Genomic DNA, 18332 nt, shown 5'->3' with positions numbered 1-18332 from the left:
CCATGAGCATTCTGGTTCATGACCTTGCGCATGCGCGCGCTGGCGACAAGGGCAATACCTCGAGCATCGCCGTCATTGCCTACGACGAGGACGCCTGGCGCCTGCTGCGCCAGGCGCTTACCGCCGAGCGGGTCGAGCAGGCTTTTGCCCATCTGGGAGCAGGAAAGGTGAGGCGCTACGAGGTCGAAAGCCTGAGGGCGCTGAACTTTGTCATCCCGGACGTACTGTCCGGCGGCGTCACGCGCTCGCTGCGCCTGGATCCCCATGGCAAGTCGCTCAGTTCGTTGATGCTGGGAATCGAGCTTCCGGCCAGCCCATCGCAATCCTGAAAGGAACAGCAATGTACCCTCCCGCTGAACCCATGGGCACCGAGGTCTACGCCCGGCTGCCCGAATCCCTGCACCTGACCGATCAGGCCTCGACCTGGCTCGCCGCGCGTCACGTGAAGATGCACTCCTTTCTGGAGGGGCCCGCCTTCGATCGCTTGGGCAATCTCTGGTGCGTCGACCTGGCGCATGGACGCATCCTGCGCGTGGATCCGGCAGGCAATTTCGAGGTCATCGTCAGCTACGAAGGCGAACCCAACGGCCTGAAGATCCATCGCGACGGCCGCATCTTCGTTGCCGACCATCTGCACGGCCTGATGCTTCTGGATCCCGAGACCCGCAGCATCCGGCCCTACCTGCAGCACGTGCGGCGGGAAGGCTTGAAGGGACTGAACGATCTGTTCTTCGCTTCCAACGGCGACCTGTACTTCACCGATCAGGGTGAAAGCGCCTTGGAAAACCCCACCGGCCGCGTGTTCCGCCTGCGCGCCGACGGCAAGACGGTGGACCTCATCATGGATGGCCTGGCGGGCCCCAACGGCCTGGTCATGAACAGGGCCGAGAACGTGCTCTACGTGGCCATCACGCACGACAACGCCATCTACGCCCTGCGGCTGGAGCCGGATGGCGAGATGAAGAAGGCCAGCCGTTTCATCCAGCTATCGGGCAGCACGGCCGGGCCGGACGGCATGGCCCTGGATGAGGCCGGCAACCTGGCCATCGTCCACGCGCAGGCGGGCACCGTATGGCTGTTCAGCCCGCTGGGCGAACCCCTCTACCGCATCCGTTCCTGCGCGGGCCTGCGCACCACCAACGTCGCTTTCGGCGGCGAGGACGGGCGCTCCTTGTTCATCACCGAAGCGGAGCAGGGCGTCATCCTGCGCGCCCGGCTGCCGCATCCCGGCAAGCGGATGTACTCGCACCGGGACTGAGCCGCGCGCCGCGAACACGATCCGCAAAAAAACCACTATCCATGGGAGACAACATCATGATTGCTTTTCGATTGATCGCCGGCCTGGCCCTGAGCCTGGCCGCCGTCACAGGCGCGCAGGCCGCCGATGCGTACCCTGCGCGCCCCATACGCCTGATCGCCACCTTCGGCCCCGGCAGTTCCATCGACATCATTGCGCGCCTGGTGGCCAAGCCCCTGGCCGAGCAACTCGGCCAGCCGGTGATCGTAGAGAACAAGCCCGGCGCCGGCGGCGACCTGGCCACCGACATCGTCGCCAAGTCCGGCAAGGACGGCTACACCATCGGCTTCGCCTCGGCCGGGCCGATCACGGTCAATCCCAATGCCCGCAGCAAGATGCCCTATGACCCGCTCAAGGATCTGGCGCCGGTTGCCCTGGTGGCGACGGGACCGAACGTCATCCTGGTCAACCCGTCGATTCCGGTGACCAACCTGAAGGAGCTGATTGCCTACATCAAGGCCAATCCGAACAAGGTCAACTACGCCTCGGCTGGCGTCGGCACCAGCGGTCATATCGCCGGCGAGCTGTTCCAGCACTTGTCCAAGACCGAAATCCTGCACGTGCCCTACAAGGGCAACAGCGATGCGATTACGGACACCCTGGGCGGGCGCACCCAGATGGTCATCAGCGGCGTCCCGCCCATCCTGTCGTTCGTGAAGTCCGGCCAGCTGCGCGCCCTGGCCGTGGCCGATACCAAGCGTTCGCCCTTGCTGCCGGACGTCCCCACTGTTGCCGAAGCCGGACTGCCCGGTGCGGAGAGCGTCGCCTGGTATGGCATCGTCGCGCCTGCCGGCACGCCGCAGGCGATCCTGGACCGTCTCCACGACGAAATCGTCAAGGCCGTGAACAACCCGGAAACCCAGGAGAAATTCGCCGGCCTCGGTATCGTTCCTTCAGCGGACAGCCGGGCGGACTTCGGCAAGCGCATGGCGGACGAGTACGTCCGTTTCAAGGAATTGTTCAAGCAGATCAACCTGGTCATGGATTGACGGAATCATGTCACGCACCGTAATCGTTACTGGCGCCAGCGGGCTGGTCGGCTCCGCTGCCGTCGATTCATTCCTCAACGCGGGCTGGGAAGTCATCGCGGTTTCCCGCCGGCGTCCGGAGATCATCAGCCAACGGCCGTACACCCATCTGCCGGTCGATCTGCAGGACGCGGAGGCTTGCCGCCGCGCCTTCGGGGATATGCCTGAAGCCACGCACGTTTTCTATGCGGCCGTCTATGAGAAGCCAGGGCTCATCGCCGGCTGGCAGGACCCTGAGCAGATGGCCACCAACCTGGGCATGATCAGGAACGTCATCGAGCCGTTGGCCGCCAGCGGCAGGCTGCAGCATGTCAGCGTGCTGCAGGGTACCAAGGCCTATGGCGTACACCTGCATCCCATCCGCACGCCGGCGCGCGAATGCCAGCCGCGGGACGATCATCCGAACTCGTACTGGTTCCAGGAAGACTACATCCGGGAAAAGGCCGCGCAGTCCGGCTTTGGCTGGACGATATTCCGTCCCACCATCGTGCTGGGCCCCAATGTGGGCGTGGCCATGAACACGGTGCCGGTCATAGGCGTCTACGCGGCAGTGTGCCGCGCCGAAGGCAAGCCGTTCTGCTATCCCGGCCACATTTCCTATCCGCGTGAAGCCGTGGACGCGCGCCTGATCGGCGATGCAGGCGTCTGGGCGGCGGAGAATCCGGCGTCCTGGAACGAGCACTACAACCTTACCAACGGCGAAGTGTTCAGCTGGCATGACCTATGGCCGTCCCTGGCGGAGTTCCTGGACGTCGAAGCGGGTCCGGACCAGCCCCTGCGCCTGGCCGAGTACCTGCCCGGCCGGGCGGACCTGTGGAACGAGATCGTCAAGCAGCATGGCTTGCGGCCGCTGAGTATGGCGCAGATCCTTGGCGAATCCCATTACTCCGCCGACGCCCGTTTCGGCTATGGCCTGAAGACCCCGCCCGCGCCCGCATTTGTCAGCACGGTCAAGATCAAGCAGGCGGGCTTCACGCAAACCTACGACACCGAGGCGTGCGTGAAGCACTGGCTGAGGGTGCTGATGGAGCGCAAGATCATTCCGTTCTCCCAAACGAGTGTCGCAGGCCGCGTTTGAGCGTTGATCGCGGCGAGCCGGAGTTGCGCTTGCGGTGCGCGAATTGCGGAAGAATCGCGAGGCCCGCGTTGCAAATCGAAGCGTCCCTGGCTTGCCAACTGACCTATCCTGATCTTTCTGGCCCGCTGGGGCCGCTTTCCGAAGGGTCGGCGCATGCTGGATCATGTCGAAATTCACGTGAGCGACTTCGAGCGCAGCCGGATGTTCTACCGCAGCGCGCTCGCGGCGCTAGGCTACATACCGCGCAAAGTGCTCGAGACCGGGATGGGCTTCGGAGTAGGCCAGCCTCACGAGTCGGAAGACCCGGGCGGCGAATTCTGGATCCATCAGGGCACGCCCAGCACCCCGCGCGTGCATCTGGCTTTTCGCGCCCGCAGCCGTGCCGAGGTCGATTCCTTTCACCAGGCGGCGCTGGCGGCTGGAGGGCGCGATAACGGCGGGCCTGGCTTGCGTCCGCAATACCACCCGCATTATTACGGCGCGTTCATCCTGGACCCGGATGGCTACAACATAGAAGCGGTGTGTCACCGCCCGGTCTGATCCGCGTACTTCCCAGTATTGGCACCGCAGCGTCAGCATGACGCTGCGTCTCCATGCGCAGAGACGAGCGCAAGATGCGTGCGCAATGCCGGGCCTCGCGCGCCAAAGCCAAAAGGCGAACTTCAAAGGCGAACTATATTCCTGCGGCCCAGGGTTTTCCCTAAACTCATTTTCCTTGCGGAAAATCAATCTCCTATAGGACACTTCGTGTCATGATGGTGCCGATAGGCGGCGCCCGTAGGGGGATGACATGAAGATTTCGGGAATCGCCGGCGCGCTGGCGTTGGTTGCGGCAATGGCGGGCAATGGGGCCCAGGCGGCCTATCCGGACCGGCCGATCCGGCTGGTGGTGCCTTTCGGCGCGGGCGGGATCACGGACATCGTGGCGCGTCAGGTCGGCAAGGGCATGGGCGACGCGCTGGGGCAGAGCATCGTGATCGAGAACCGGCCGGGCGCGGGCGGAGTGATCGCGGCGCAGGTGGCCGCCACCGCGCCGGCCGATGGCTATACGATCTTCATGGGTACGGTGGGTACGCAGGTGGTCAACCCGCTGATCTACAGCAAGCTCAGCTATGACGCGGACAAGTTCGCGCCGGTGGGCATGGTGTCGGGATCGCCGTATTTGCTGGCCGTGCGTGCGGGCGTGCCGGCCAAGACTTTCGGCGAGTTCGTGGCCTATGCCAAGGCCAATCCGGCCAAGCTGAACTTCGGTTCGGCGGGCAATGCGAGTTCGCCGCACCTGGGCCTGGAGCTGCTGAAGCTGACGGCCGGGCTGGACATCGTGCACGTGCCGTTCAAGAGCGGTAGCGAAGCCGTCAATGCCGCCATCGGCGAGCAGGTCGACGTGGTGATGGACGCCAGCCCGGTGATCATGCCACATGCAGCGTCTGGCAAGCTGCGCGCGCTGGCGGTGGCCGCCGACAAGCGCCTGCCGTCCGCGCCGGACGTGCCCGCCAGCAGCGAGGTGGGCGACGCGGCGCTGCAGATCAGCTCGTGGAACGCGTTCTTCGCGCCCGCAGGCACGCCGCCCGACGTGATGGAAAAGCTGAACGCGGCGCTGCAGAAGACGCTGGCGTCGCCGGAACTGAAGGACCGGCTGGCGTCGCAGGGGACGCAGCTGTACACGGGCAAGCCGGATGAGTATCAGCGCTTCATCGCCGGCGAGAAGGCCAAGTGGACCGAGATCGTGAAGCGCGCCAACATCAAGATGGACTGACGATGAACCAGATACCGCATCCCTTGGCGGGCAAGCCGCTGGAACTGGCCGATACGCTGCGTTCGGGCAATGCCTGGAAGATCCGGCTGGCCTGCGGCTACATGGGGCTGCCGATCAAGCGGCGCACCTTCGACATCGTGCAGGGCGACCTGGAAACGGAGGCGTTCGCGCGCATCAATCCGTGGCGCCAGGTGCCGGCCTTGCTGACGCCGGAGGGCGAGTGGCTGGCCGAGTCGCAGGCGATACTCTGGTATCTGGCGATGGGCACGCCCTGGCTGCCCGCCGGCCGCCTGGAGCAGTCGCAGGTCAGCAGCTGGCTCAGTTTCGAGCAGACCCAGCACATGCACGCCTTTGCGCAGCCGCGCCTGCTGATCCATCTGCGCAACACCGCGCAGGTGGATGACCCGGCGATGCGGGCGTGGCGCGAGATCGGCATGAAGGCGGCCGCGTTGATGGACGCGCATCTGGCCGGCCGCGATTATCTGGTGGGTACCGCGCCGACCATTGCCGATGTTGCGCTGTATCCCTATACGAGCATGGCGGCCGAGGGCGGTTACGACCTGTCCGGCTTTACCCATATCGATGCCTGGCTGGCGCGCATGCGCGCCTTGCCAGGGTTTACGCCGCTGATCGAAGCGGCATGACAGAGACACTATCTTAGGAGTGACGACGATGGCCGATACGATGCACCTGGGCAAGGACGAACTGATCGCGCGGGCGAAAGCCGAAATGCAGCGCCAGTTCGAGACGCCCGACTGGAGCCTGCGCGAGCGCCTGGCGCTGACCTGCCGCATCCTGTTCGACGGCGGGCATGACTCCGGCCTGGCCGGACAGATCACGGCGCGCGCGCCGGAGCCGAACCGCTATTTCACGCAACGCCTGGGCCTGGGCTTTGACGAGATCACCGCCAGCAATCTGCTGCTGGTGGACGAAGACCTGCGCGTGCAGGAAGGCGGCGGCATGCCCAATCCGGCCAACCGTTTTCACTCCTGGATCTACCGCGCGCGTCCGGACGTGAACTGCATCATCCACACGCATCCGCTGCACGCGGCTTCGTTGTCGATGCTGGAGGTGCCGCTGGAAATCTCGCATATGGACAACTGCCCGCTGTACGACGACGTGGCCTTCCTGAAGGATTGGCCCGGCGTGCCGGTGGGCAACGAGGAAGGCGAGATCATCTCGGCCGCGCTGGGTTCGAAACGCGCCATCCTGCTGTCGCACCACGGCATGCTGATTGCGGCGGGTTCGGTGGAAGAGGCCTGCGTGCTGGCGCTGCAGTTCGAGCGCGCCGCCCGCATGCAGTTGCTGGCCATGGCCGCCGGCAAGATCCAGCCCATTCCGCCGGCGCTGGGCCGCGAGGCCCATGACTGGATCCTGACGCCCAAGCGTTCGCAGGTCGGCTTTTCGTACTATGCGCGGCGCGCGCTGCGGGCGCATCCCGACGTGCTGGCCTGATGGCGGCGGCGGGCGGGGCCGGCTCGACGGCAGGGCCGGATTAGGGCATGCTTACCGGTCGTATTCCGCGACCGTATTTTTGCAACCCCGTCCATGATAGACCTGCCGCACCGCCTGCGCGCCCTGCGTCGCCAGCAAACCCTGTCCCTGGAACAGCTGGCGCAGCGCACCGGATTGACCAAGAGCTACCTCTCCAAACTGGAGCGGGGCCTGAGCGAACCCTCCATTTCCACCGTGTTGCGGCTGGCGGAAGCCTATGGCCTGGGTGTCTCGGAGCTGGTGGGCACGGACGATGCTGCGCAGGAAGAAGTGGTCAGCGTGGTGCGGGTGGCGGACCGCGAAGCCTTGCAGCGCCGGGGGCTGGGCAGCGAGTATCACTACGAGTCGCTGGCCGGCCGCCGCAAGGTCAAGGCGATGGAGCCTTTTGTGGTGCATCCGCCCCGCGATTTTCCCGATGCGACCGCGGTGTTTCCGCACCCCGGCGAGGAATTCCTGCTGGTGCTCAAGGGCGCCATCGAGGTCCATGTGGGCGAACGCCAGTTCCGCCTGGAGACCGGGGATTCCGTCTATTTCGACTCCGAACTGCCGCACCGCATGCGCACCGTCAGCCGGGCCATGGCCGAGGTGCTGGTGGTGGCCTCGCACTGAGCAGGCCTTCGGACTCATCATCTATCCGCATACAGGAGTGCCATGAAGAACGATCAATCGCGGCTCGTCCGCATCGATGCCGGCCCCATGAAGAATCCGGTGCCTGGAAAGCCCCGCCGCCCGATCTCGGGCGACGCGGCGTTCCGCACCGTGACTGCCTTCGAAGGCAACGGCGGCAAGGCTGAAGCCGGCGTCTGGGAAAGCACCGCGGGCGTGTTCCAGTCCAACACCACGGGCTATATCGAGTTCGGCTACATCGTCGAAGGCGCGGCGCGCCTGGTCGATCCGGACGGCACCGTGCATGAACTGACCGTGGGCGAGGCTTTCGTCATGCCCGAAGGCTATACCGGCCGCTGGGAAGTGGACCAGTTCGTCAAGAAGATCTATTTCATCACCCGCATGTAGCGCCGCGTAGACCGCGGCAGCCCAGGAGCCAGCCCCATGAGCGCAATCCCCGCCGTTACCGCGCAGGTGGATATCGTTTCCGTCCAATCCCAGGTCGTGTACGGCTGCGTCGGCAACAACGCCGCCATGCCCGTCTTCCGCAAGGCCAGCCTGCACGCGATCGCGGTGCCTACCGTGATCCTGAGCAACACGCCGCACTATCCGACCCTGCATGGCGGCGCGGTGCCGTTGGACTGGTTCGAGGGCCTGTTGCAGGGCCTGGACGAGCGCGGCGTCACCCGGACTGCGCGCGCGGTGGTCTGCGGATACCTGGGCCAACCCGGGCAGGCCGGGCTTCTGGCCGGCTGGCTGCCTGCGCTGCGCGCATCCCGGCCTGATCTGAAGGTGCACATCGACCCCGTCATGGGCGACCGTAACGACGGGCTGTACGTGAACGAAGGCCTGGTCGAACAATACCGGGACCTGCTGGTGCCGCTGGCCGACGGCATGACGCCGAACCACTTCGAGCTGGAGTTGCTGGTGGGGCGCGCCCTGTCGTCGATCGACGAGGTCGTGGCGGCGGCGCGCGAACTGATCGCGCGCGGTCCGGACTGGATAGTCGTGACCAGCGCCGCGCCCATGGCCGCCGCGGCCGGCACCTTGCAGCTGGCGGTGGTGACGCGGGATCAGGCCACGGTCGTGACGCATCCGGAGATTGCGATACCGCCTTCGGTGCACGGCACTGGCGACGTGTTCATGGCCGGCGTTACGGCGCAACTGCTGAACGGGCAGGTGCTGGTCGAGGCGGTGCGCTCGGCCGCCGCCCAGGTCACGGTGGCGCTGGAGCGCACCCGCGAACTGGGCTGGGAAGAGCTGGCGGTGGAAGGCTAGGACGCCTACGCGAGCCTGGCGGCGCGCCTTACGGCACCAGCGACAGGCCGATGCGGAACTGCGATTCGTTGCGCTGGTTGTAGCCCAGCAGCGTTTCGCCGTAGCCGTTGAAGTACTGCAGATGAAGGTAGCCGTTCATGTTCAGCCAGGTGCGCTGCAGCGGCCAGGCGAAATCGAGCTGGGTGGTTCGGCGCTTCTGGTCGCCCTGGCGGTACATGGCGGAGATGACCGCGCCATTGTCCTGGGCCCAGCGCAATTGCCAGTCGACGTGGCCGGCGTAGTCGGCATAGTCGCTGTTCTCGCTGGCGACGCCGAAGTAGGCCTTGACTCGCGGCGCAAAGGTGAGCGTGCTGCCGCCGTCGAAGCGGTAGTGGAAGCGCGGCTCGATATAGCCGTCGTTGAGCGAGCGCGAATCCTCGCCGTCCTTGCCGTTGGAGTTGTGCTCGACGCCGGTATTCATGCCGAAGCGCCAGTTCTGGCTGGCGGACTGCCAGATGTTGTCGGACAGCCAGAAGGCGCTGGGATTGAAGGTGGTGTCGATGAAGGGCATGGAATCGCCTTCCAGGTCCCACAGCGAGGTCTGCGTGTACGCCAGGTAGAAATTCTCGTCCCAGGTCGCGGGACGGTCGCCCGCGGGGCTGAAGAGTCGGTACTTGGCGCTGATCTGAAAGCGCGCGGTGGTCTGCCCGCGGGTGCCGACGTCGAAGTACACCGGCTTGTATTCGGAAATGGAACTGCGGAAGCGGTCGAACGCGGTCTGCTGCTGTACCGTCGGCACGGCGGACGCGTCGGGCGAGGGGCCGCCTTCGGGCGATGCGCCGACCGCGGCCACGGCCGCGGCGGGTACGGGTTCTCCGCTGCTGGCGTCCACCACCGGGCCGCGCGCGGGCGTGCTGGCCAGGGTGCCGCTGTCGCGGCCGGTGGCGTCCAGCGCCATCATCGCGGGCTGGCCTTCGATGGATACGGCCTGCAGGCCCTGGGCCGTGGCGGGCACGACGGCGGTCCAGGCCATGCGCGCGAAGTTGTTGACGGGCACGCTGAAGCTGGCCGTGCCGCCGCGCAGCTTGGCCAGGCTGCGCACGATCTGGCCGTCCTGGCCGCGCCATTGCAGCACCAGTTCCGGTGGCGCTTCCCAGGTGGAGCGGGAAGTGCCTTCGTTGAAGTACACCGCCTCGATGGTGACGGTCTCTCCGGGGGCGGCCGAGGGGCGATCCAGCCGGTACGACACGCCCGCGGTGGCTGCGCCCGCCAGGCCCATGGCCAGGGCGGCGGCCAGGGTGCGCAGGGAGAGGGCGGATCGTGCAGGACGGCTGATGGTCATCTGGTCATAACGTAGTTTTGTGACCAGGAAATGTAGCATCGACCCCCGCTACAGTTTGTAAGGCAGGCTAATCGTATGTAGAAAGCGTAAGCCCCCGCGCATGGCGGGGGCTTGTGGGGACAGCGTTGCGCGCGGGCTTATTCGCCGAACTTGATGCCCTGGGCCAACGGCAGCTGGCGCGAATAGTTGATCGTATTGGTGGCGCGGCGCATGTAGTTGCGCCAGGCGTCCGAACCCGATTCGCGGCCGCCGCCGGTTTCCTTTTCGCCGCCGAACGCGCCGCCGATCTCGGCGCCCGAGGTGCCGATATTGACGTTGGCGATGCCGCAGTCCGAGCCGGCCGCCGACAGGAAGGTCTCGGCTTCGCGCAGGTCATTGGTGAAGATGGCCGACGACAGGCCCTGCGGCACGCCATTCTGCAAGGCCAGCGCCTGGTTGAAGTCGGCGTAGCGCATCACGTAGAGGATAGGCGCGAAGGTCTCGTGGCAGACCACGTCGGTCTGGCCCGGCATTTCAGCGATGGCGGGACGCACGTACCAGGCGTCGGGATATTGCTCGGCCAGCACGCGCTCGCCTCCCGTGACCTTGCCGCCTTGTTCGCGCGCCGCCGTCAGCGCCGCCTGCATGGCGTCATAGGACACGCGGTCGATCAGCGGACCGACCAGCGTGCCGCTTTCCAGCGGGTTGCCGATGGTGGCGCTGGCATAGGCCTTGTGCAGGCGTTGCACCAGATCTTCGGCCACGCTCTCGTGCACGATCAGACGGCGCGTGGTGGTGCAGCGCTGGCCGGCCGTGCCGATGGCGCCGAACACGATGCCGCGCGCGGCCATGTCCAGGTCGGCCGTGGGGCCGACGATGATGGCGTTGTTGCCGCCCAGCTCCAGCAGCACGCGGCCAAAGCGCTGCGCCACGCGCGGCCCCACCTGGCGGCCCATGCGGGTCGAACCGGTGGCCGAGACCAGGGCCACGGCGTGCGAATCCACCAGCGCTTCGCCGATGTCGCGTCCGCCGATCAGCACTTCGGACAGGCCGGGGGGCGCGTCGCCGAAGCGTTGCGCGGCCTGTGCGAAGAGCGCCTGGCAGGCCAGCGCGGTCAGCGGGGTTTTTTCCGACGGCTTCCAGACCACGGCGTTGCCGCAGACCAGCGCCAGCGCGGCGTTCCAGGACCACACGGCGACGGGGAAGTTGAACGCGCTGATCACGCCGACCACGCCCAGCGGATGCCAGGTTTCCATCATGCGGTGGCCGGGGCGTTCAGAAGCGATGGTCAGACCGTACAGCTGGCGTGACAGGCCCACGGCGAAGTCGCAGATGTCGATCATCTCCTGCACTTCGCCTTCGCCTTCGGCCACGATCTTGCCGGCTTCCAGGCTCACCAGGCGGCCCAGCTCGCGCTTGTGCTGACGCAGCGTTTCGCCGAACAGGCGCAGCAGCTCGCCGCGGCGCGGCGCCGGCACGTCGCGCCACGCCAGGCTGGCCTGGCGCGCGCGGGTGATGGCGGAATGGGCCTGGGCCACCGTGTGCTCATGCACCTGAGCCAGCTCGACGCCGTCTATCGGGCTGCGCGCGCGCAGCGTGCCGCCAGTGAGCGATTCCGGGTTCAGCCCGAGCGCGCGCAGGATGTCTTGGGGAGTGTCCATGCCGGTTCCTTGGGTTGCCTGCGAAGAGCCTGTCTTCGCTTAAGGGTTATGCCTAAGTGGCGATTCTGGAAAAAAATTTACTATACGAAACTCCAGCGTGAATTGCGAAACCTTTTTAACCAGGGCAGCACTCATACGAAGGTGGATCCGTGGCGGAACCTCTGCTGGTAGTCCAGGCAGTCAGCAAGACCTATCAACGCGACGGGCAGGCCCCGCATCTGGCGTTGGACGGCATCGACTGCCAGCTCGGCCGCGGCGAGGTCATGGTGGTGGTCGGCCCCTCCGGATCCGGCAAGAGCACCTTGCTGCGCACGCTCAACGGACTGGAGAGCATCGACAGCGGCGCCATCCGCGTGGACGGCGTGTCGCTCACCGACCCGGCCACCGACGTCAACCGCTGGCGCACCGAAGTCGGCATGGTGTTCCAGCACTTCAACCTGTTCCAACACCGTACTGCGCTGGACAACGTCGCGCTACCCCAACGCGTGGTGCGCGGGCGCGCCCGCGCCGACGCCGAGCGCTACGCGCGCGAACTGCTGGGCCGCGTGGGCATGGGCGACTACGGTGCGCGCTATCCCAGCCAGCTCTCCGGCGGCCAGCAGCAGCGCGTGGCGATCGCGCGGGCGCTGGCCATGGACCCCAAGCTGATGTTGTTCGACGAGGCCACGTCGGCGCTCGACCCCGAAACCGTGGGCGGCATTCTTGAACTGATGCGCGCGCTGGCGCGCGACGGCATGACCATGGCCGTGGTGACCCATGAGATGGGCTTCGCCCGCGACGTGGGCGACCGCGCGCTCTTCATGGACGCGGGCCGCATCGTGGAAATGGGCACGCCGGACGAGGTGTTCGGCCACCCCAGGGAAGCGCGCACCCGCGCTTTCCTGGAAAAGATTCTGTAGTTCCTAGCAGCAAGGAAGCAACGGGTCGTCCGCATGCGCGGCGCCCGGCGGTAACCAGGGCCGGTCCGGCTGATCCGGGCGCTGCCGGCGCTCTGTGCTTTGCCCGGAATGATGTGAGTCCATTCACCACAAGGGGTAGGAAATGCTGAAAATCAAACAATGGCTGGGCATGGCCGGCATCGCCCTGGCGGCCGCCACTGTCGCCTTGCCCGCGCAAGCGGACGAACTGGCCGACATCCTCAAGCGCGGCGAGTTGCGCGTCGCGGTGCAGACCTCCGGGCCGCTGATGAGCTTCATGGACAAGAGCGGCAAGCGCACCGGCCTGGCCGTGGAAGTGGCCAAGCGCATGGCCGACGACCTGGGCGTGAAGCTGGTGCTGCAGGACTACGAGTGGAAGGGCCTGATTCCCGCGCTCTTGTCCGGCAAGGCCGACATGGTGGCCGCCGACATGACGCCGACCCCGCAGCGCGCGGCCCAGGTACTGTTCTCCACGCCGATGTTCTACGCCGATACCGTGGCCGTGGTGCCCAAGGATTCGCCCTACAAATCGTACGAGGAACTCAACAAGGACGGCGTGACCGTGGGCGTGCTGGGCGCCAGCACCTATGCGGAAGTGGGCAAGAAGATGCTGCCCAAGGCCACCATGAAGGAGTTTTCGGGCGGTAGCGCACCCGTGGGGCAAGCCCTGTCCAGCGGCCGCCTGGACGCCGGCATCATGTCGTTGTCCACCGCCAACCAGTTCCTGGTCGACTTCGGCAACCTGCGCGTGCTGGACGGCATCATGGTGCGCGAGCCGCTGGCCTTCGCCGTCGGTCCCAACGCCTTCCGCCTGAAGTTCTGGCTGGACAACTGGCAGACGCTGAAGACGGCCGACAACACGCTGCCAGAACAGGTGAAGTACTGGTACTCCACGGACTGGAAGAAAGACCACTGAGCCCATGGACTGGCTGCTCGACTTCTATAACTGGCGCATCGTCAGCCAGTACACGGGCCAGTTCGCCACCGGCCTGGCCAACACCCTGATCGCGGCGGGCGCAAGCCTGGTGCTGTCGGTGCTGGCCGGCATCCCGCTGGCGCTTGCCCATATGTCGCCCCGCGCCGCCATCTGGCGGCCGGTGGCGGCGTATGTGCAATTCATCCGTTCAACCCCCTTGCTGGTGCAGATCTACCTGGTCTATTACGCGGTGCCCATGCTGGTGCCGGGCGCCAAGGGCTGGAGCGAGATGCTGCTGGGCATCCTCGCCATGACGCTGCATCATGCGGCCTACATGAGCGAAATCATCCGCGTGGGCATCGAATCCGTGCCGCGCGGCCAGATCGAAGGCGCCAAGGCCTGCGGCATGAATTACCACCAGCGCCTGCGCTACGTGGTGCTGCCGCAGGCTTTCGCCAATACGCTGCCGCCGCTCCTGGGCCAGACCGCCGTGCTGATCAAGGACACCTCGCTGCTGTCGCTGATCACGGTGTTCGAACTGGTCGCGGCCGGCGTGCAGATGAACAGCGACCGCATCGTGCCCAACGAAAGCTTCCTGACCATCGCGGCCGGCTATCTGCTGATCTATGCCTGCATGCTGCTGCTGTCGCGCGGCGTGAGCATCTGGCTGGCGGGGCCCGCCTGGAACGCGAGGTAAGCATGCTGGATTCCTATATTTCCACTGCCGGCGTGGTGCTGCCGTTCCTGCTGAAGGGCTTCTGGGAGACCCTGAAGATCTCCTTCGTGGCCATCATCGCGGGATCCCTGCTGGGCTTCGTGATCGGCGTGATCCGCAGCTACCGCATCCGCGGCGTGCACCAGCTGCTGGGCCTGTACATCCACATCCTGCGCGGCACGCCGTTCCTGGTGCAGCTCTACATCTTCTATTTCGTGCTGCCCAGCTCGGGCATCGAGATGCTGCATTGGGATTCCGGCACGGCCGCCTTCGTATCGTTGTCGGTCTACACGTCCTGCTATGTCGCGGAAATCGTCATGGGCGCGATCCAGGCCGTGCCGCGCGGCCAGACCGAAGGCGCGATGACGTTGGGCCTGCGGCCGTTCCAGATCCTGCGCCTGGTCATCCTGCCGCAGGCCATGCGCCTGATCGTGCAGCCCATGAGCGGCGTCTACGTCATGCTGATCAAAAGCACGGCCATTCTGTCGGTGGTGGGCATCACCGAGCTGACGCGGCAGGGCGAGGTCTTCATCATCACCTTCCCGGCCAAGTCGCTGTTCATCTACGGCATGATCGCCGCCATCTACTTCATTTACTGCTACCCGCTGCTGCGACTGGCCAACTGGCTGGAAAAGCGCCTGACGGGCGGCTTGCAGGGCGCGGGCCTGAACTGATGCCGACCACCATGGCTTCCGAGTACATCGACACCTATTACAAGCGCACGCTGGCCGACGGCGACACCCGTTATGCGCCGCTGTCCGGCGCGGCCAGCACCGACGTCTGCGTGGTCGGGGCAGGGATGGCGGGCTTGTCCGCCGCGCTGGAACTGGCCCGGCGCGGCCGCGACGTCACTTTGCTGGAAGGGCGGCGCATCGCCTGGGGCGCATCCGGGCGTAACGGCGGTTCCGTCTCGCCGGCATACTCGGCCGGCGCCGACGCCATCAGAAAGCACGTCGACGAAGACCACTACCGCAAGCTCTACCGCCTGTCGATGGAAGGCGTGGAGATCATCCGCAACAACATCCGCGACCTGGACATCACCGACGCCGGCAAGGTTGACGGCCGGCTGCGCGTGGTGCGCTACGAGGCGACCGACGCCCTGCGGCAGTGGTGCGACAGCCAGCAACGCGACTTCGGCCGCGACGTGCGCCTTTTGAGCCGCAGCCAGGTCCGCGAACGGCTGCTGTCCGACGTCTACTTCCAGGGCGTCGAGGACCCCACGTCCTTCCACTTCCACCCGCTGAACTACGCCCGCGCGCTGGCCCGGGAATGCGCGCGCCTGGGCGTACGCATCCACGAGGACTCGCCTGTCGTGCAGGCGTCGCTGGACGGAGCCGTAAAGCGCCTGAAAACAGAGCGAGGCGAGATCGATGCCCGCACCGTGGTGCTGGCCACCGGCGGCTACACCGAGGACGTGGTGCCCGCGCTGCGCCGCGCGATACTGCCCATCGCCACCTACATCATGCTGACCGAGCCGCTGGGCGACCGGGTGCTGGAAGCCATACGCACCACCGCCGCCATCGGCGACGACCGGCGCGCCGGCAACTATTACCGCGTGCTTGATGGCGGGCGCATCGGCTGGGGCAGTAGAATCACCACCCGTGTCGACGACCCGCCCGATCTGGCGGAGTCGCTGCGCCGCGAGCTCCTTTCCGTCTACCCCCAATTGCAGGGGTTGCGCGTGGAGACGGCGTGGTCGGGACGCATGGCCTACGCGCGGCATCTGATGCCGCAGATCGGCCAGCTGACGCCGGACGTCTGGTACTGCACGGCGTTCGGCGGACACGGCATGAACACCGCGTCGATCGGCGGCCGGGTCGTCGCCGAAGGGATCGCGGGCGACACCCAGCGCTACAAGCTGTACGCGCCGTTCGGGCTGGCCTGGAACGGCGGCGGTCTGGGCACGGCAGCGGTGCAACTTACTTATTGGTCTTACCAGGCGCGCGACTGGTGGCGGGAGCGGCGGTCGCGGGCATGACAGGGTGCATAGATGGAAGGCAACAAACAAAGCGTGTTGGCACAGCGGCTGCGAGCCTTGCGCCAGGCGCGGGCGTGGACCTTGAAGCAGGCGGCCGCGGCCACCGGCGTGTCCGCGTCCACGTTGTCCAAGATCGAAAACAGCCTGCTGTCGCCCACCTATGACAACCTGATCAAGATCGCGGCAGGCCTGGAGCTGGACGTGGCCGAACTCTTCACCGCGTCCGACGCCCACATGGGCACCGGCCGCCGCAGCCTCAGCCGCCAGGGGGAAGGGCGCCAGTACGAAACCCCGTACTACGACCACCGCCTGCTCTGCACCGCGCTGTCGCACAAGCGCATGATGCCCTTCCACACCCGCGTCAAGGCGCGCTCCTTCGACGAATTCCACGACTGGAGCCGCCACCGCGGCGAGGAATTCGTCTACGTCCTGGAAGGCGAGGTCGAGCTTTACACCGAGTTCTACGAACCCGCCCGGCTGAAGACCGGGGAAAGCTTCTATATAGACAGCCGCATGGGCCACCGGGTGATCAGCCTGAGCCCCGAAGACGCCCTGGTGCTGTGGGTGTCGACCCATGCGGATATAGGCGAAGAGTAGGGTTCAAACCCCGGTATTGCGGGCCGGCCGCCCAAGCCGCCCGCAACAAGGTAAAATGCGGCGCCCGGATCTTTTCCGGGCCATCACCACACCGCGCGGCAGTAGCTCAGCTGGATAGAGCACGGGCCTTCTAAGCCTGAGGTCGGGGGTTCGAGCCCCTCCTGCCGCGCCAGAATAGCCAAGAAAATCAAGCTATTGCGTGGTGTTTAGGTTCGTTAACTAGGCAATCATTAGAATAAAAATGCCTGCGTTAGAACTTTACTCCGTCGCCGAGGCCTTCTTCACCACCCGTCTGTCGTAGTGTTTGTGCGTCGTCGCCGGGTTCGCATGGGCGGCAAAATCATATGCATCATGGTCACGGTTTTGGATCTTGGTTGTGATCGCCGCAGGGCGCACATCTTGCAGGTTGAAGTACAGCGGGTGCTCGGTCAGGCTCTTCTCTGTCACGGAATCATCGAAAGACAGGATCCAGGCCAGTTGCGCGTCCTTCCAGCTGGAGGCCCAGCCATGCCGGGTGTACGAATCCGAGCGTTTGGTCGGCGCGAACAGGAAAGGGCTGCTGGTGTTCTTGCGATCAAGCGCACGGGCCACGACTACGCGCAGTCGTTTCGACCACTCTCGCACCTTAACGACTTCGATCTGACCCTTCTTGCGCTTCGTGGACAGTACCGTCACACCTTCATGCCTCAGGCCCGTTTTGAGGAACGGACGGGCCTCCGACGAGCGAAAGCCGGTCAGATAGGTAAACATCGCCGCGCAGCCCATCGTCCTATAGTTCTCGCGCTGCTTCACGGACCAGAGGTAGAAGCGCAAGACCTGCTGACGATCAATGATCTTTGCCACGGTCGCCGAGCGATTCTTCATCATGTTGATGAACGGATTCGCGGGCATCAGGCCCCACCGCACGCCAAAGTGGCAGATCACGGAGAACTGGCTCAGTTCCTTGTTCGCCTTGATCGGGGCGCCCGCGGCTGCCCGGTCTTCGAGGTATTGGTAGCCATGCTGAGCGGTCAGTTCTGACGGCGCCATCCTGCCGAAGAACTTCGTCAGGTTGGTGTACATGCCCTTGCGGATCTTCTTGCCGTCCTTGGACTGGTCTTGATAGTACGTCGGGTCTTCCTTCAGTTCGAACCGTTCGATCATCTCGGACACCGCGCCGGCCACTACCACGCCCTGTTGGATTTCCACTGCCAGCTTCGTCGCGAGGCGCTCGGCGTCATAGCGCGCACCACGGTCTCCCAGTTCACACGAAGCCAGGGTCTGGCTGCGTCTGTCCACGTGCTTGTATATCCAGCTAATGCGCTGCTTGCCGACGCGCTTGTACAGCCTCGCCACGCCGGTCTTCTCCCACGCGGGTGAAGGCTTGGCGGTTCGGGCCTGACGTGAGACCGGTTTTTTGCTGGCCATCTACTGCTCCCAGTTTCTTATCTCGATACGCCCGCAGAACACGCGGGACGCCATTTTTGTCGACGACATAGCGCCAGCCGTGGCGATTGAGCCAGCGCGCCATCATTGCCCTCTGGTTTGGCTTGCACCCGACCAGTTCGGCCAGGTCAGACGCCGACAGATATTCGTTCATCTGGACTGTTGATTTGCAGGCAGAGTTGACCCACTTTTACGTTTGATTTGCATCTAATTCTGACCCACCTCGTGAACACTATCCTGCTCGGTACCCGTGCAGGAGACAGGAGTGATCGACGTGGCTCTTCTC

General features: G+C 65.4%; 21 protein-coding genes and 1 tRNA gene. 18 read left to right on the top strand and 4 right to left on the bottom strand.

All coding sequences use genetic code 11. The features are described 5' to 3' along the window. Positions 1–2 precede the first annotated feature (2 nt). The 11 genes from IB258_RS28265 (at position 3) to pdxK (ending at position 8537) form a co-directional block, all read left to right on the top strand. Positions 3–329, top strand: coding sequence for a hypothetical protein (locus IB258_RS28265; protein WP_054451251.1), 327 nt, complete (start codon positions 3–5; stop codon positions 327–329). An 11-nt stretch (positions 330–340) separates the two neighbouring features. Then, positions 341–1258, top strand: coding sequence for an SMP-30/gluconolactonase/LRE family protein (locus IB258_RS28260; RefSeq protein WP_192353498.1), 918 nt, complete (start codon positions 341–343; stop codon positions 1256–1258). Between the two features lie 56 nt (positions 1259–1314). Continuing rightward, positions 1315–2286: a tripartite tricarboxylate transporter substrate binding protein gene (locus tag IB258_RS28255; RefSeq protein ID WP_119449600.1), complete on the top strand. Its 972-nt coding sequence runs from the start codon at positions 1315–1317 to the stop codon at positions 2284–2286. 7 nt (positions 2287–2293) lie between these two features. Further along, entirely contained in the window at positions 2294–3403 is a 1110-nt protein-coding gene (locus IB258_RS28250) for an SDR family oxidoreductase (protein WP_119449543.1), read from the top strand. Positions 3404–3556: 153 nt separating this feature from the next. After that, the gene (locus IB258_RS28245; RefSeq protein WP_119449544.1) at positions 3557–3943 is read left to right on the top strand and encodes a VOC family protein; all 387 of its coding nucleotides are present in this window, start codon (positions 3557–3559) and stop codon (positions 3941–3943) included. 250 nt (positions 3944–4193) lie between these two features. Then, complete coding sequence (locus tag IB258_RS28240; RefSeq protein ID WP_054451265.1) at positions 4194–5159, top strand: tripartite tricarboxylate transporter substrate binding protein; 966 nt, start codon at positions 4194–4196, stop codon at positions 5157–5159. Between the two features lie 2 nt (positions 5160–5161). Then, a complete protein-coding gene (locus IB258_RS28235; RefSeq protein ID WP_054451266.1) occupies positions 5162–5803 on the top strand; it encodes a glutathione S-transferase family protein in 642 nt (213 codons plus the stop codon). Positions 5804–5831: 28 nt separating this feature from the next. Next, the gene (locus IB258_RS28230) at positions 5832–6614 is read left to right on the top strand and encodes an aldolase (RefSeq protein WP_054451267.1); all 783 of its coding nucleotides are present in this window, start codon (positions 5832–5834) and stop codon (positions 6612–6614) included. Between the two features lie 93 nt (positions 6615–6707). After that, positions 6708–7262 (top strand): helix-turn-helix domain-containing protein, encoded by a 555-nt coding sequence (locus tag IB258_RS28225; protein WP_054451268.1) that lies wholly within the window; start codon positions 6708–6710, stop codon positions 7260–7262. 42 nt (positions 7263–7304) lie between these two features. Further along, a complete protein-coding gene (locus tag IB258_RS28220; RefSeq protein ID WP_054451269.1) occupies positions 7305–7667 on the top strand; it encodes a cupin domain-containing protein in 363 nt (120 codons plus the stop codon). 36 nt (positions 7668–7703) lie between these two features. Beyond that, the gene (gene pdxK, locus IB258_RS28215) at positions 7704–8537 is read left to right on the top strand and encodes a pyridoxine/pyridoxal/pyridoxamine kinase (RefSeq protein WP_054451270.1); all 834 of its coding nucleotides are present in this window, start codon (positions 7704–7706) and stop codon (positions 8535–8537) included. A 28-nt stretch (positions 8538–8565) separates the two neighbouring features. Here pdxK and IB258_RS28210 read toward each other — a convergent pair whose 3' ends face one another. Both IB258_RS28210 and IB258_RS28205 read right to left on the bottom strand, forming a co-directional pair. Beyond that, positions 8566–9858 carry a phospholipase A gene (locus IB258_RS28210; protein ID WP_119449546.1) on the bottom strand — a complete coding sequence of 431 codons (1293 nt, stop codon included), beginning with the start codon at positions 9856–9858 and terminating at the stop codon, positions 8566–8568. A gap of 137 nt (positions 9859–9995) precedes the next feature. Beyond that, on the bottom strand, positions 9996–11498 hold the full coding sequence (locus IB258_RS28205; RefSeq protein WP_054451272.1) for an aldehyde dehydrogenase family protein: 1503 nt from the start codon (positions 11496–11498) through the stop codon (positions 9996–9998). Positions 11499–11647: 149 nt separating this feature from the next. On the opposite strand from IB258_RS28205, the gene IB258_RS28200 reads away from it, so the two are divergent. From IB258_RS28200 to IB258_RS28170, 7 genes are all read left to right on the top strand, one after another. Next, positions 11648–12397 carry an amino acid ABC transporter ATP-binding protein gene (locus IB258_RS28200; RefSeq protein WP_054451273.1) on the top strand — a complete coding sequence of 250 codons (750 nt, stop codon included), beginning with the start codon at positions 11648–11650 and terminating at the stop codon, positions 12395–12397. 142 nt (positions 12398–12539) lie between these two features. Then, positions 12540–13331, top strand: a complete 792-nt coding sequence (locus IB258_RS28195) for an ABC transporter substrate-binding protein (protein ID WP_054451274.1) — start codon at positions 12540–12542, stop codon at positions 13329–13331. Between the two features lie 4 nt (positions 13332–13335). Next, complete coding sequence (locus tag IB258_RS28190; protein ID WP_054451275.1) at positions 13336–14028, top strand: amino acid ABC transporter permease; 693 nt, start codon at positions 13336–13338, stop codon at positions 14026–14028. Positions 14029–14030: 2 nt separating this feature from the next. Continuing rightward, positions 14031–14720, top strand: coding sequence for an amino acid ABC transporter permease (locus IB258_RS28185; RefSeq protein ID WP_059371832.1), 690 nt, complete (start codon positions 14031–14033; stop codon positions 14718–14720). An 11-nt stretch (positions 14721–14731) separates the two neighbouring features. Then, positions 14732–16024: an FAD-binding oxidoreductase gene (locus tag IB258_RS28180; RefSeq protein WP_192353497.1), complete on the top strand. Its 1293-nt coding sequence runs from the start codon at positions 14732–14734 to the stop codon at positions 16022–16024. Positions 16025–16036: 12 nt separating this feature from the next. Then, a complete protein-coding gene (locus tag IB258_RS28175; protein ID WP_054451277.1) occupies positions 16037–16621 on the top strand; it encodes a helix-turn-helix domain-containing protein in 585 nt (194 codons plus the stop codon). Positions 16622–16716: 95 nt separating this feature from the next. After that, positions 16717–16793, top strand: a tRNA-Arg gene (locus IB258_RS28170). A gap of 86 nt (positions 16794–16879) precedes the next feature. Here IB258_RS28170 and IB258_RS28165 read toward each other — a convergent pair. Beyond that, positions 16880–18028 carry a hypothetical protein gene (locus tag IB258_RS28165; RefSeq protein WP_192353525.1) on the bottom strand — a complete coding sequence of 383 codons (1149 nt, stop codon included), beginning with the start codon at positions 18026–18028 and terminating at the stop codon, positions 16880–16882. Then, positions 17916–18200, bottom strand: a complete 285-nt coding sequence (locus IB258_RS30625) for a DUF4224 domain-containing protein (protein ID WP_149064051.1) — start codon at positions 18198–18200, stop codon at positions 17916–17918. The genes IB258_RS28165 and IB258_RS30625 overlap by 113 nt, the downstream gene beginning before the upstream one ends. Between the last annotated feature and the right edge of the window lie 132 nt (positions 18201–18332).

Origin of the sequence: Achromobacter sp. ACM02, assembly GCF_014851605.1 — a bacterium.
Taxonomy (GTDB): domain Bacteria; phylum Pseudomonadota; class Gammaproteobacteria; order Burkholderiales; family Burkholderiaceae_B; genus Achromobacter; species Achromobacter aegrifaciens.
The sequence above is the reverse complement of the archived record's forward strand: the minus strand, read 5'-3'. Positions and strand labels throughout refer to the sequence as shown.